Raw genomic sequence first — 13,404 nt, 5'->3', positions numbered from 1 at the left:
TGAACGGGTGCATGGCGAGTACAAGGTCCCGGGCGGCAAGCTCGTCGTGGTCGACCTCGACGTCGTCGACGAGAGGCTCGCCGAGGTGCGGCTCTCGGGCGACTTCTTCCTCGAGCCGGACGACGCGCTCCCGCTCATCGACGCGGCGCTCACCGGACTCCCCGCCGCATCCGACGCGAAGGCCATCGCGGCCGCGGTTCAGGCGGCGTTGCCGGAGGGTGCCGTGCTGTTCGGCTTCTCGCCCGAGTCGATCGCGACCGCGGTTCGGCGCGCCGTGCACCACGCGACCACCTGGCGCGACTACGACTGGCAGCTGCTGCATCCCGGCCCCCTGCCGCCGCTCACCCAGCTCGCCCTCGACCAGGTGCTCACCGAGGAGGTCGCCGCGGGGCGCCGCAAGCCCACCCTGCGCATCTGGGAGTGGGATCAGCCGGCAGTCATCATCGGCAGCTTCCAGTCGGTGAAGAACGAGGTCGACCCGGAGGCGGCCGAGCGGTTCGGCTTCCCCGTCATCCGCCGCATCTCGGGCGGCGGCGCCATGTTCATGGATGCCGGCGCCATCATCACCTACTCGCTCTACGTGCCGACCGACCTCGTGCAGGGCATGAGCTTCGCCGAGAGCTACGCCTACCTCGACGACTGGGTGCTGCAGGCGCTGCGCAGCCTCGGCATCGAGGCCAGCTACCAGCCGCTCAACGACATCGCGAGCCCCGCCGGCAAGATCGGCGGTGCCGCCCAGAAGCGCTTCGCCGACGGAGCCGTGCTGCATCACGCGACGATGTCGTACGACCTCGACGCCGAGAAGATGGTGCAGGTGCTGCGCATCGGCCGCGAGAAGCTCAGCGACAAGGGCACCACCTCGGCGCAGAAGCGCGTCGACCCGCTGCGCAGCCAGACCGGGCTCTCGCGTGCGGCCATCATCGACCGGATGATCGAGACCTTCCGCGCGCTGCACGGCTTGCACGACGACGCGATCACCCCTGCGGAGTACGCGCGCGCCGAACAGCTCGTCGCCGAGAAGTTCGGAACCGACGAGTGGCTGTACCGGGTTCCGTGAGCGCGCCGGCCCACCTCGCCCGTCGTCGCACGCTCGCCGGGATCGTGCTCGCCGTGCTGCTCGTGTCCGCGGTGCTCGTCTCGGCGGTCGTCGGCCAGTTCGCGGTGAGCATCCCCGAGGTGATCGGCTCGCTCCTGCGGGCGATCGGCATCCCGAACCTCTGGGCGCCGGACGACCCGACGGCCGAGGCGGCGCTCTGGGTGATCCGCTTCCCGCGGATCGTCATGGCGATGGCGGTGGGTGCAGCGCTCGCGGTGGCCGGCGCCGTGATGCAGGCGATCTTCGGCAACCCGCTCGCCGAGCCCGGCGTCGTCGGGGTCTCCTCCGGGGCGGCCCTCGGGGCCGCGGTCGCGATCGTCACCGGCCTCGTCGCATACGGCGAATGGGCGATCGCGCTGCTCGCCTTCGCGGGCGGCCTCGGCGCCACGCTGCTCGTCTACGGCGTCTCGCGCGCGGGCGGGCGAACCGAGGTGGTCACGCTGCTGCTCACCGGCATCGCCGTGAACGCCTTCGGCGGCGCCGGGCTCGCCTTCCTGCTGTTCCTCGCCGGCACGGCGAGCCGCGAGCAGATCGTGTTCTGGCAGCTCGGCTCGCTCTCCGGCTCGCTCTGGCGGGAGTCGCTCATCGTGCTCGTCGTCGCCGCGATCGGCACGGTCATCGCGGTCGCCCTCGGCCGGCGCTACGACATCCTGTCGCTCGGCGAGCGCAACGCGCGCCATCTCGGCATCGACGTCGAGCGGCTGCGCTTCGCCTCGATCGTGCTCGTCGCGCTGCTCACCGGGGTGGCCGTCGCGTTCGTCGGCATCGTCGCCTTCGTGGGACTCGTCGTGCCGCACCTCATGCGGATGGTCCTCGGGCCATCCCACCGGGCTCTGCTCGTGTCGAGCGCCTTCGGGGGCGCGCTGCTCATCGTGGTCGCCGATCTGCTCTCCCGCACCCTGGTTCCGGGCGGTGAGCTGCCGCTCGGTCTGCTCACCTCGCTCATCGGCGGGCCGTTCTTCTTCGTGCTGCTGTGGCGGCAGCGTCGTGCCTCGGGAGGCTGGGCATGACGGGCATCCGCGCCGAACGCACCTCGGTCGAACTGGGCGGGCGGCTCGTGGTGCGCGAGGTGGACCTCACGATCCCGGCGGGTGAACTGCTCGCCCTCGTCGGGCCGAACGGCGCCGGCAAGTCGACCCTGCTCGGGGCGCTCGCGGGGGAGCGGTCGCCGAGCGCAGGGCGGGTGGTGATCGCCGATCGGCCGGCCGGCGAGTACGAGGCGCTCGAGCTCGCCCGCATCCGGGCCGTGCTCACCCAGGACAACGCGGTCAGCTTCCCGTTCCGGGTCGCGGAGGTCGTCGAGATGGGCCGCAGCCCCTGGGCGCGGACGGCGGAGCGGGAGCGCGACGCGGAGGTCATCGCGAACGCCCTCGCGCGCAGCGACGTGGCGCACCTCGTGGAGCGGCGCTTCACCGAGCTGTCGGGCGGCGAACGCGCGCGCGTGTCGCTCGCCCGCGTGCTCGCCCAGGACACCCCGATCGTGCTGCTCGACGAGCCCACGGCATCCCTCGACCTGCGGCACCAGGAGGACGTGCTGCGGATCGCGCGCGAGCTCGCCGCGGAGGGTCGAGCGGTCGTGGTGGTGCTGCACGACCTGTCGCTCGCCGGCGCCTACGCCGACCGGGTGGCGCTGCTCGAGGACGGTCGGCTGCGCGCGATCGGCACCCCCGTCGAGGTGCTCACCGAGGAGCTCGTCAGTGAGGTGTACCGCACCCCGGTGGAGGTGCTGGTGCGCAACGGGCGCCCGCTCGTCATCCCGCGACGCTAGCCCCGCCCGGTGGTCTCGAGACGCGTCCGCTGCGCGGGCGCTCCTCGACCACCTCGACCATCCCGCTTATCGTGTAGCCGTACGGGCGCCGTCACCCCCCGCTGATCGAGTGCCGCGCGGAAGCCGTCACCCCCGCTGATCGAGTGCCGCGCGGAAGCCGTCACCCCCGCTGATCGAGTGCCGCGCGAAGCGCGGTGTATCGAGATCACCACGTACCCTGGCGTCATGCCATGGTGGGTCTGGGTGCTCTGCACCACCGCAGCGGTCGCCCTCGTCGCGCTCGCCCAGTGGCGCGGCTGGATCGAGTTGCGCGGCGTCGACCGCGGCCGTGGCTCGGGCGGCGGTCCGTTCGGGATCATGGACGAGGTGTTCCATCCCACCCGTCACGAAGCGCAGCAGGATCTCGCCCGGCAGACCGTGCTGCCCGCCCCGGCGCCGACGCCCGGCGACCCGCCCGCCGAACTCGACGCCGGGCGCATCCGGATCGTGCTCAGCGAGTCAGCAGGTACTGATACTCGGGATGCGTCTCGAGGTAGCGCGCGATGAACGGGCACTCGGCCACGACGCGCGTTCCGTCTTCGGCCGCCACCGCGTCGAGCGCGGCCTTCGCGAGCTGCGACCCGAGTCCGCGCTCCTGGATCGCCGGGTCGATCTCGGTGTGCACGAAGGTGATCACCCCCGGCTCCCGCCGGTACACGGCTTTGCCGATCACCTGACCGTCGCGCTCGAGCACGAAACGGTTCCGTTCCGGAATATCGACGATGCTGTCGCTCATGCCTCGACGCTACTCGGCCGGCCGTCGACCCGCTGGTTCCCCCCGCACGTCCTTCCCGTCGCCTCCCATCTCAAGGAGTCGCGCCTCCCATCTCAAGGAGGTCAGCTCGCTGCGGGGCCACATCCGCCTCACTGGCGCACAGAAGTCACACCGACTCCTTGATTCGGGTTGCGCGACTCCTTGAGATGGGAGTGCGCGGGCGGCTCGGCGCTGCGCGCCTACTCGGATCCGCGCTCGATCACGCGCGTCGGCATCATGGTGACGGTCGAGGCGTTGCCGCCGTCGATGAGGTGCAGTAGCACGTCGACCATCCGGCGCCCCTGCTCGACGGTCGGCTGCTCGACGGTCGTGAGCGGCGGGCTCGAGCTCTGCGCGGCGTAGTCGTTGTCGAAGGTCACGAGGCCGAGGTGGTGCGGCACCGCCTTGCCGCGCGAGCGCAGCACGTTGAGCGCGCCGGATGCCATGAGCGAGCTGGCCGCGAAGACACCGTCGAGCTCGGGCTCGCGGTCGAGCAGCCGCCGCATGGCCGCCTCGCCGCCCGCGGGGCTGAAGTCGCCGTGCTCCACGAGGTCGGTGGGGATGCCCGCCGCGTCGAGCGCCTGCCGCCATCCTTGGAGGCGGTCGAGTCCCGCCGACATGTCGGACGGTCCGGCGATCGTGGCGATGCGGCGACGCCCGCGTTCGATGAGCTTCTGGGTGACCGAACGCGCCGCCTCGACGTTGTCGACGTCGATGTAGTACGCGTGCGAGCCCTCCTGGCTCATCGGGCGTCCGCCGAACACGACGGGGATCGACTTGGCGAGCTGCACGTAGGAGCGGTCGTCCGAGTGGTGGGAGAGGATGAGCGCCCCGTCGACGTTGCCCGACTGCAGGTAGCGCCGGGTCTTCTCGCCGTCCGATTCGGAGGCGATGAGCAGGCTCAGGGTGTAGTCGGTGTCGGAGAGGTACATCGCGATGCCCTGCACGACGGTCGCGAAGTAGGGGTCGGCGAAGAACTTGGCCGTGTTCTCGGGGATCACCAGGGCGATCGACTGCGTGCGGCGGCTCGCGAGGATGCGCGCGGCGCGGTTCGGCACGTAGCCGAGCTCGTCGATCGCCTTGCGGACGGCCGCCAGTGCCTCGGGCGTCACCTTCGGGGAGTCGTTGATGACGCGCGACACCGTGGACCGGGACACACCGGCAGCCGCGGCGACCATCTCGAGGGTCGGCGCGCTGGATTGCGGATCCGGGCTCATCCGGGGATCCTCCTGGACGGGGTCGGCCCGCTCATCCTACGTCGTGACACTCCGTGCACCGGCGGCGATGGCCGCAAAGGCGTGCCCGGAGTCCTTCACGGTCCGCTCCTGGGTGGTGTAGTCGACGTAGACGATGCCGAAGCGCTTCTCGTAGCCCCACGCCCACTCGAAGTTGTCCATGAGCGACCAGGCGAAGTAGCCGCGCACGTCGGCGCCCTCGTCGATCGCCTCGGCGACCGCTTCGAGGTGCCGTTCGAGGAAGTCGACCCGCTGGATGTCGTGCACGGCGCCGTCGGCGTCGATCACGTCATCCCACGCCGAGCCGTTCTCGGTGATGTAGAGCGGCGGCAGCTCGGGGTATTCGCGGCCGAGGCGCACGAGCAGGGTGCGGAGTCCGCCCGGGTTGATCTCCCAGCCCATCGCGGTCTGCGGCAGGTGCCGGGTGGGTCCGGTCACGAACTCCGAGCCGACGAACCACGAGGAGGTCGTCTTCTCGGTCGGGCGGAGCCCCTGCGGGTGGTCGGCGGGCAGCGGATGCCCCGAGACGTTGTCGTCGTGGTAGTGGTTGACGCCGAGGAAGTCGATCTGCTGGTTGATGACCGTCAGGTCGCCGTCGTGGACGAGCTCGCCGAAGTCGTGCCCGGCGACATCCTGCAGGAAGTCGGTCGGGTAGGCGCCGAGCAGGATCGGCTCGAGGTACGCGCGGTTCCACAGCGCGTCGATGCGGCGGGCCGCGTCGACGTCGACCGGGTCGCTCGGGTCGTTCGGGATGGCGTTGGTCAGGTTGAGCGTGATGCCGAGCTTCTCGGCACCCCGCTCCCGCAGCTCCCGCACGGCGAGCCCGTGCGCGAGGTGCTGGTGGTGCAGCGCCGCGAGCCCCGCACGCGGTTCCTGCCGCCCGGGGGCGTGCTCGCCGCCCGCGTAGGAGATGAGCGAGGAGCACAGCGGCTCGTTGAAGGTCGTCCAATGGGTGACCCGGTCGCCGAGCGCCTCGTGCACCGTGATCGCGTAGTCGAGGAAGCGCTGCGCGGTGTCGCGGTTGGCCCAGCCTCCGGTCTCCTCGACCGCCTGGGGGAGATCCCAGTGGTAGAGCGTGAGCCAGGGCAGCACGTCGTTCTCGAGCAGTTCGTCGACGAGCCTGCTGTAGAAGTCGATGCCCTTCGGGTTCACCGGGCCGTCGGCCGGCTTCACGCGCGCCCAGCTCACCGAGAAGCGGTAGGAGTCGAGCCCCAGGCTCGTGATGAGCTGCACGTCCTGCGGCATGCGGTGGTAATGGTCGACGGCGGGATCGAGGGTGTCGCCGTGCGCGATGTTGCCGGGCGTGCGCGCGAAGTGGTCCCAGATCGAGTCGAGCTTGCCGTCCTCATGGGAGGCGCCCTCGATCTGGGCTGCGGCCGTCGCGGCACCCCAGATGAACCCGGCGGGCCATTGGAAGCCGTCGGGAAGCGTGAGCGCCATCAGCCCTTCACCGCCCCGGACATGATGCCCGCGATGAGCTGCTTGCCCGCGAAGAGGAACAGGATCAGCAGCGGGATGATCGACACGATCGTGCCGGCGAGCACCATCGAGTAGTCGGGCGTGTGTCCGCCCGAGGCGTTGAGCGCCGCGAGGGCGGTCTGCACGCTCGGGTTCTTCGGACCCAGCACGAGCAGGGGCCACAGGAAGTCGGTCCAGGCCGCCATGAAGATGAACAGGCCGAGCACCGCCATCGCCGGACGTGCCGACGGGACCGCGACGTTCCAGAAGGTGCCCCACGCCGACGCGCCGTCGACGCGCGCCGCCTCGATGAGCTCGTCGGGGATCACGTCGATGAGGTATTGCCGCATGAAGAACACCCCGAAGGCGCTCACGAGACCCGGGATGATGACCGCGCCGAGCGTGTTGGTGAGCTTGAGCTCCGACACGAGCATGAACAGCGGGATGATGCCGAGCTGCGTCGGAATCGCCATGGTGGCGATGACCGCGAGCATGAGGCCGTTGCGGCCCCGGAACTTGAGCTTCGCGAAGGCGTAGCCGGCCAGCGTCGAGAAGAACACGACCGAGATGGCGATCGTGCCCGAGATGATGACGGTGTTGATGAGCGCCTTGGTGAAGTCGACCGTCTGGAACGCCTTGATGACGTTCGAGATGAAGTTCGGGCCGGGGATCACGACGGGCGGGACCGAGTTGATGTCGGTGGCGACACGGCTGCCCATGACGAACGACCACCACAGTGGGAACACCGCGCCGAGGAAGAACGCCGACAGCAGGCCGTAGGTGAGCCATCCGGGCCGGTCGTAGAAGCGCGCCTTGCGCTTCTTGGCGGCGCGCTCCTCCGGGTTCGGGAGGTGGATCCCGTGCGTGCTGCTCGAGGGGGCGGCTCGGTTGATGGTGGTGCTCACTTGAGGCCTCCGTTCGGGCGCACGGTCTTGCGCGAGGGAACGCGGATGTTGCGCTTGATGTCCTGGGAGGCGATGGTCCGCGAGATCGCGTAGTTGAGCAGGCCGATCAGGATGATGATGAGGAAGAGGATCCAGGCGGTCGCCGCGGCCCGACCGAAGTCGCGGCGCGGGAACGCCATCTCGTAGAGGTAGAGCACGATGGTCTGGAACTGGCGGTTCGCGCCGCCGTTGGACTGCCCGTCGAAGAGCTTCGGCTCGGTGAAGATCTGCAGACCGCCGATGGTGGCGGTGATGACGACGAAGATCATGGTCGGCCGGATCATCGGGATGGTGATCGACCAGAACCGGCGTGCGCGGCCGGCGCCGTCGAGGGCGGCCGATTCGTAGATGTCGCGCGGGATGGCCTGCATCGCGGCGAGCAGGATGAGCGCGTTGTAGCCGGTCCAGCGCCAGTTCACCATGGTGGCGATCGCGATGTGCGAGGGGAAGACGTCGAAGCCCCAGCGGATCGGCTCGATCCCGAGGGCCTCGAGGATGCCCGTGATGGGGCCGCCGTACTGGTTGAAGATCTGGGTGAAGATCACCGCGACCGCGACGGGGGCGGCGATGTAGGGCAGCAGCACGCTCATCCGCCAGAAGGTGCTCGCGCGGATCGCCTGGTCGAGCACGGCGGCGATGACGGTCGCGGCGACGAGCTGGGGGATCGCGGAGAGCAGGAAGATGCTGATCGTGTTGCCGAACGCGTTCCAGAAGAACGGGTCGGTCAGGGTCGTGACGTAGTTGCCGAGGCCGATGAAGTCGCCCTGGCCTTTGAGGAGGTCCCAGTTGTACAGCGACACGTTGACCGTGTAGATGATCGGGAAGAGCCCCAGCACCGCGAAGAGGATGAAGAACGGGGAGATGTAGATATAGGGCGAGGCCTTGTAGTCGAAGTTCGCGAGCTTCTGACGGAAGGTGAGGCCCCCGCCTCCGCGCCCTGCCTGGAGTGTGCTCATCCTGCTGCCTTACTGGTACGTGCTCGGTGATGTGGGTGAGCGGCCCCCCGGGGAGAGATGCCCGGGGGGCCGCTCGTTTCAGATGGTGCCTACTGCTTGACGAGCTGGTCGAGCAGCGTGATGGCCTCGTTCCAGGCCGTCTCGCCGTCGGTGATCTCGCCCTGGTTGATCCGGTCGAGGACGGGTCCGAAGACGTTGTCCTGGATGACCGAGTCCTCCGGGCCCTTCACCTGGGCGACGACGCCCTTCGCGCGGCTGGCGAAGATCTCACCGGTCGGCGCGTCGTTGAAGAACGGGTCGGTGGCGTCGGCGACGAGCTCCTGACCCTTCAGGGTCGACGGGAAGGGACCCGCGACCTTGAACGCGGCGGCCTGCTGCTCGGGAGAGGCAAGCCAGAGGGCCAGGTCGGCGGCCTCCTTCTGGTGCTCCGACGACTCGGAGACGCCGAGGAACGCGCCACCCCAGTTGGCTGCGCCACCGGGGAGGACGTCAGCGAAGTCCCATCCGGTTCCCGTGGTGCCCGCGTCGTAGAAGCCCTTGACCACACCGAGCATCCAGGACGGGCAGACGTAGACGGCGAACTCATCGTTGCGCGCCTGCTCCGTCGCACCCCAGGCGGGGGCGCCGGCGCCGATGTTGGCGTTGTCGACGATCAGGTTCAGCTGACCCTTGAGGGCGGCGTTGTCCTTGATGTTGAGGGTCGTGCCGTCCTTCTTGTAGTAGCCCTCTTCCTGCTGGTTCACGAAGGAGTTCCAGAAGAAGGAGGGGTGGTGGAAGAACGCCTTGCCGCTCTTGGCGGTGTACTCCTGGCCGAACTCGAAGAACGACTCCCAGGTGGCGTTGGCTCCGCCGATCGCCTCGGCGAAGCCGTCGCGGTCACCGGGCAGGCCGGCGGCCTCGAACAGGTCGCCGCGGAAGCACAGGCCCTGCGGGCCGATGTCGAGGCCGGCGCCGAAGACGCGGCCGTCGGCGTCGGTGCCCTGCGCGTACTTCCAGTCGAGCCAGTCGCTCTTGTGGTCCTCGATGCCGAAGTCGCGGAGGTCGACGAACGCGTCCGAGACCTCGCGGATGGTCGACAGCCAGCCCTCTTCGATGGCGACGACGTCGCTGAGACCCGTGCCGGCGGCGATCTTCGCGTAGGCGTCGTCGCGAGCGGCTCCACCGTTCTCGAGGTTGGTCGCCTCGATCGTGATGTTCGGGTGCTCCTTCTCGTACGCCTCGTAGAGGCTGTCGATGCCCATGGTGCCGAAGGTGGTGATGGTGAGGGTGATGGGCTCGTCGCTCGGCGTCTCGTCGCCACCGGTCTGACATCCGGTCAGAACCAGCGCCAGGGTGGTGGTACCCGCGATCGCCGCGACAGTTGCAGTGCGTCGTGAGAACTTCACGGTCACTCCTTTGTGTGCGTGGATGGGATTGACCTCGATGGGAGCGCTCCCACGATCGGGCTGTGGGAGCGCTCCCACGAAATCGGGAACACCATGACACGCTCGCGGGGCGCGTGTCAACACGATTTTCTGCAACGATTCGGCCGCATCCCGAAATCCCCGGTCAGAGGCCGCATCGGTGGGCGGTACGACACGCGCGGGAGCGCTCCCACGGCGTCGCGTCCGGCGAACGCCCAGGGCGCTCACAGAGCTTCTCAGCGCCCTGCTCTAGGGTGGAGTTGCCATGACCGCGCCCTCGCCTGCCACCCGATCGGCGTCCGAGCGGAAGGCGCGCGCGCGGCAGCTCCGCCGGCGCCGGATCGCGGTGCTCGGCACCCTCGTCGCGGTGCTCGTGGTCGCCCTCGTCGTCACCATCGCGGTCGCCTTGGCGCCCTCCGGCAGCCCGGAGGCCGGGCCGCGCGATCCGGCCTCCGAGAGCCCGAGCGCCTCCGCCGGGACACCCACTCCGGAGCCGACCGTGGAGACCCCGCCACCCCCGCCGGCGTTCGACAAGACGCAGTACTCGCTGACCGACCCCGACAGTCCCTGGGTCATCGTGAACAAGCTCAACCCGATGAATCCCGTCGACTTCCAGCCCGCGGTCGTCCCGGTCCCCGTGCCGTACATCAACCCGGCCTACCTGCGGCAGGAGCCCGCGGACGCGGTCGTGCGGATGTTCGCCGACTTCCAGGCGCAGACGGGCCTGCAGATGCAGGTGCTCTCGAGCTACCGCAGCTACGCCGCCCAGCAGCAGGTGTACGGCGGCAACGATCTGCTGACCGCGCGTCCCGGCTTCAGCGAACACCAGACCGGCTGGGTGCTCGACGTCGACGCCCTGCCCCGGGCGTGCTCGCTGCAGCTGTGCTTCCGCGACACCCCGCAGGGCCAGTGGCTCGCCCAGCACGCCTGGGAGTACGGCTTCATCATCCGGTATGCCGACGGGTACACGGGCATCACGGGCTACCAGTACGAGCCGTGGCACCTGCGATACGTCGGCCCCGCGCTCGCGAAGGAAATGCACGACACGGGCGTCGTGACGCTCGAGGAGTTCTTCGGCTACCCGGCCGCGCCGGACTACCCCTGAGCGAGAGCGGCGTCGACGATGGTCTTCGCCTCGGCCTGCACCTCGGCCAGATGCTCCGGCCCCCGGAACGACTCCGCGTAGATCTTGTAGACGTTCTCGGTGCCGGAGGGGCGCGCCGCGAACCAGGCGTGCTCGCTCGCGACCTTCACCCCGCCGATCGCCGCGCCGTTGCCGGGCGCGTGCGAGAGCCGCGCCGTGATGGCGTCGCCCGCGAGCGTGGATGCGGTGATGTCGTCGCCCGAGAGCTTGCCGAGCCGGGCCTTCTGCTCGGGCGTCGCCGCCGCGTCGACGCGCGCGTAGGCGGGGTCGCCGAACTCCGCGGCGAGCTCCCGGTAGAGCTCGCTCGGGCTCGTGCCCGTCACCGCGCGGATCTCGGCGGCGAGCAGCGCCAGCAGGATGCCGTCCTTGTCGGTCGTCCAGGCCTGCCCGTCGAGCGTGAGGAAGCTCGCGCCCGCGCTCTCCTCGCCGCCGAAGCCCACCGAGCCGTCGATGAGGCCCGGCACGAACCATTTGAAGCCCACCGGCACCTCCCACAGGCGTCGACCGAGCGAGGCTGCCACCCGATCGATCATCGAGCTCGACACGAGGGTCTTGCCGATCGCCGCATCCGCACGCCACCCGGGGCGGTGCGCATAGAGGTACTGGATGGCGACCGCGAGGTAGTGGTTGGGGTTCATGAGCCCGCCGTCGGGCGTGACGATGCCGTGCCGGTCGGCGTCGGCGTCGTTGCCGGTGAGGATGGCGTAGTCGCCCGCGCGCGCCACGACGGAGGCCATCGCGGAGGGTGAGGAGGGATCCATCCGGATCTTGCCGTCCCAGTCGAGTGTCATGAACGACCACGCGGGATCGACCTGCGGGTTCACGACCTCGAGGTCGAGGCCGTAGCGCTCGGCGATGAGCGACCAGTAGTGCACGCTCGCCCCGCCGAGCGGGTCGGCGCCGAGCTTCAGGCCCGCCCGCGCGATCGCGCCCATGTCGAGCACGTTCGCGAGGTCGTCCACATACGCGCCCCGGAAGTCGTAGCAGTCGACGCCCGACGGCTCCGAGAAGCGCACCTCGCGGTTTCCGTCGGCGATGAGCTCGTTGGCCCGCCCCGCGATCCAGTTCGTGGCGTCCGAGTCGGCCGGGCCGCCGTGCGGCGGGTTGTACTTGAAGCCGCCGTCGCGCGGCGGGTTGTGGCTCGGGGTGATGACGATGCCGTCGGCCTGCGGCTCGCCGGGATGGTCGCGGTTGTAGCGGATGATCGCGCGGCTGAGCGCGGGGGTCGGCACGTAGTCGTCGTACTCGTCGGCGATCGCGTGCACGCCGTTGGCCTCGAGCACCCCGAGCGCCGTCGTCTGCGCGGGGGCGGAGAGCCCGTGCGTGTCGGATCCGATGAACAGTGGACCCGTGATGCCCTGCTCCGCGCGGTACTCGACGATCGCCTGGGTGATGGCGGCGATGTGCGTCTCCGTGAAGGCACCGTCGAGGCTCGAGCCGCGGTGCCCGCTCGTGCCGAACACCACCCGCTGCGCCGGATCGTCGAGATCCGGGGTCCGGTGATAGTACGCGTCGACGAGCGCGTGCACGTCGATGAGGTCGGAGGGCTGAGCCGGGGTTCCCGCACGCGAGGTCATGCCAACATCTTGGTCCCGCGAGATGTCTGCTGTTGCAGTTTTCGGCCCCGAATCCCGCAACATCCGACATCTCGCGGGGTTGGGTAGGGTCGTCACGTGTACAGCTATCTCGGGCCGGCCGGCACCTTCACCTGGGCGGCGCTCGCGCAGGTGCCGGAGGCCGCGGGCGAGGAGTGGCGTGCGGTCAACAACGTGGGGGAGGCGCTCGACGACGTCGTGAGCGGCCGCAGCACGGCCGCCATGATCGCGATCGAGAACAGCGTCGAGGGCGGCGTGAGCGCCACCCAGGACGCCCTCGCGAACGTGCCCGGGCTGCGGATCATCGGCGAGTACCTCGTGCCGGTCAACTTCCAGCTCGTCGCGCGGCCGGGAACCCGGCTGGAGGAGGTGCGGGTCATCAACGCGCACCCGGTCGCCTACGCGCAGTGCCACCTGTGGCTCGACGCGACCCTGCCGAGCCACGGCCACATCCCGTCGACCTCCAACGTCGCGGCGCCCGCCGAGCTGCTCGAGTCCGGCACCGCCGACGCGGCGATCGCCCCGCCCGGCATCACGCAGCACCTGCCGCTCGAGGTGCTCGCCGAGGACATCGCCGACAACCCGGACGCCGTGACGCGCTTCGTGCTCGTCTCGCGTTCGCGCGTGATCCCGCCGCGCACGGGCGCCGACAAGACGAGCGTCATCGTGGAGCTGCCGACCGACCAGCCGGGTGCGCTCGTCGAGATGCTCGAGCAGTTCGCGACCCGCGGAGTGAACCTGAGCCTGCTCGAGTCGCGGCCCATCGGCGACGCGCTCGGCCGCTACCGCTTCATCGTCGACCTCGACGGCCACGTGCTCGACGAGCGGGTCGCCGACGCCCTGCTCGGACTCAAGCGCTTCAGCCCGAGCGTGCAGTTCCTCGGGGCGTATCCGCGGGCCGACAAGCAGCGCGTCGAGGTGACGAGCCGCTACGACGACCAGGTGTTCATCGACGCCCGCGACTGGCTCCGCGAGATCGTCTCCGGCGCGGACCTTCGCTGATCGAGTGCCG

General features: G+C 69.8%; 13 protein-coding genes. 6 read left to right on the top strand and 7 right to left on the bottom strand.

Annotation, left to right across the window (positions count from 1 at the left end):
• The first annotated feature begins 7 nt into the window (after positions 1 to 7).
• The 4 genes from lplAB to FLP23_RS02320 all read left to right on the top strand — a co-directional run bounded on the left by lplAB (position 8) and on the right by FLP23_RS02320 (position 3,410).
• On the top strand, positions 8 to 1,057 hold the full coding sequence (gene lplAB, locus FLP23_RS02335) for a lipoate-protein ligase LplAB (protein ID WP_149324385.1): 1,050 nt from the start codon (positions 8 to 10) through the stop codon (positions 1,055 to 1,057).
• A complete protein-coding gene (locus FLP23_RS02330) occupies positions 1,054 to 2,106 on the top strand; it encodes a FecCD family ABC transporter permease (protein ID WP_149324384.1) in 1,053 nt (350 codons plus the stop codon). The genes lplAB and FLP23_RS02330 overlap by 4 nt, the downstream gene beginning before the upstream one ends.
• Positions 2,103 to 2,864, top strand: a complete 762-nt coding sequence (locus tag FLP23_RS02325; RefSeq protein WP_149324383.1) for a heme ABC transporter ATP-binding protein — start codon at positions 2,103 to 2,105, stop codon at positions 2,862 to 2,864. Before FLP23_RS02330 ends, FLP23_RS02325 begins: the two co-directional genes overlap by 4 nt.
• 225 nt (positions 2,865 to 3,089) lie before the next feature.
• The gene (locus FLP23_RS02320; protein ID WP_149324382.1) at positions 3,090 to 3,410 is read left to right on the top strand and encodes a hypothetical protein; all 321 of its coding nucleotides are present in this window, start codon (positions 3,090 to 3,092) and stop codon (positions 3,408 to 3,410) included.
• Here the strand turns inward: FLP23_RS02320 and FLP23_RS02315 are convergent.
• The 6 genes from FLP23_RS02315 to FLP23_RS02290 all read right to left on the bottom strand — a co-directional run bounded on the left by FLP23_RS02315 (position 3,355) and on the right by FLP23_RS02290 (position 9,635).
• Positions 3,355 to 3,639 carry a GNAT family N-acetyltransferase gene (locus FLP23_RS02315; protein ID WP_149324381.1) on the bottom strand — a complete coding sequence of 95 codons (285 nt, stop codon included), beginning with the start codon at positions 3,637 to 3,639 and terminating at the stop codon, positions 3,355 to 3,357. The two genes, FLP23_RS02320 and FLP23_RS02315, sit on opposite strands and share 56 nt — an antisense overlap.
• Before the next feature lie 218 nt (positions 3,640 to 3,857).
• Entirely contained in the window at positions 3,858 to 4,874 is a 1,017-nt protein-coding gene (locus FLP23_RS02310) for a LacI family DNA-binding transcriptional regulator (RefSeq protein ID WP_149324380.1), read from the bottom strand.
• Between the two features lie 36 nt (positions 4,875 to 4,910).
• On the bottom strand, positions 4,911 to 6,332 hold the full coding sequence (locus FLP23_RS02305; RefSeq protein ID WP_149324379.1) for a GH1 family beta-glucosidase: 1,422 nt from the start codon (positions 6,330 to 6,332) through the stop codon (positions 4,911 to 4,913).
• Positions 6,332 to 7,255 (bottom strand): carbohydrate ABC transporter permease, encoded by a 924-nt coding sequence (locus tag FLP23_RS02300; RefSeq protein ID WP_425468275.1) that lies wholly within the window; start codon positions 7,253 to 7,255, stop codon positions 6,332 to 6,334. Before FLP23_RS02300 ends, FLP23_RS02305 begins: the two co-directional genes overlap by 1 nt.
• Positions 7,252 to 8,250 carry a carbohydrate ABC transporter permease gene (locus FLP23_RS02295; protein WP_149324378.1) on the bottom strand — a complete coding sequence of 333 codons (999 nt, stop codon included), beginning with the start codon at positions 8,248 to 8,250 and terminating at the stop codon, positions 7,252 to 7,254. Before FLP23_RS02295 ends, FLP23_RS02300 begins: the two co-directional genes overlap by 4 nt.
• A gap of 89 nt (positions 8,251 to 8,339) precedes the next feature.
• A complete protein-coding gene (locus FLP23_RS02290; RefSeq protein WP_149324377.1) occupies positions 8,340 to 9,635 on the bottom strand; it encodes an ABC transporter substrate-binding protein in 1,296 nt (431 codons plus the stop codon).
• Positions 9,636 to 9,918: 283 nt separating this feature from the next.
• On the opposite strand from FLP23_RS02290, the gene FLP23_RS02285 reads away from it, so the two are divergent.
• Positions 9,919 to 10,758 (top strand): M15 family metallopeptidase, encoded by an 840-nt coding sequence (locus tag FLP23_RS02285; RefSeq protein WP_149324376.1) that lies wholly within the window; start codon positions 9,919 to 9,921, stop codon positions 10,756 to 10,758.
• Here FLP23_RS02285 and pgm read toward each other — a convergent pair.
• A complete protein-coding gene (gene pgm, locus FLP23_RS02280; RefSeq protein WP_149324375.1) occupies positions 10,749 to 12,374 on the bottom strand; it encodes a phosphoglucomutase (alpha-D-glucose-1,6-bisphosphate-dependent) in 1,626 nt (541 codons plus the stop codon). The genes FLP23_RS02285 and pgm overlap by 10 nt on opposite strands.
• Positions 12,375 to 12,470: 96 nt before the next feature.
• Here pgm and pheA point away from each other — a divergent pair, with 96 nt between their 5' ends.
• Entirely contained in the window at positions 12,471 to 13,394 is a 924-nt protein-coding gene (gene pheA / locus FLP23_RS02275) for a prephenate dehydratase (protein WP_149324374.1), read from the top strand.
• The last annotated feature ends 10 nt before the right edge of the window (positions 13,395 to 13,404 follow it).

Source organism: Protaetiibacter larvae (assembly GCF_008365275.1).
GTDB classification, from domain to species: domain Bacteria; phylum Actinomycetota; class Actinomycetes; order Actinomycetales; family Microbacteriaceae; genus Homoserinibacter; species Homoserinibacter larvae.
The sequence above is the reverse complement of the archived record's forward strand: the minus strand, read 5'-3'. Positions and strand labels throughout refer to the sequence as shown.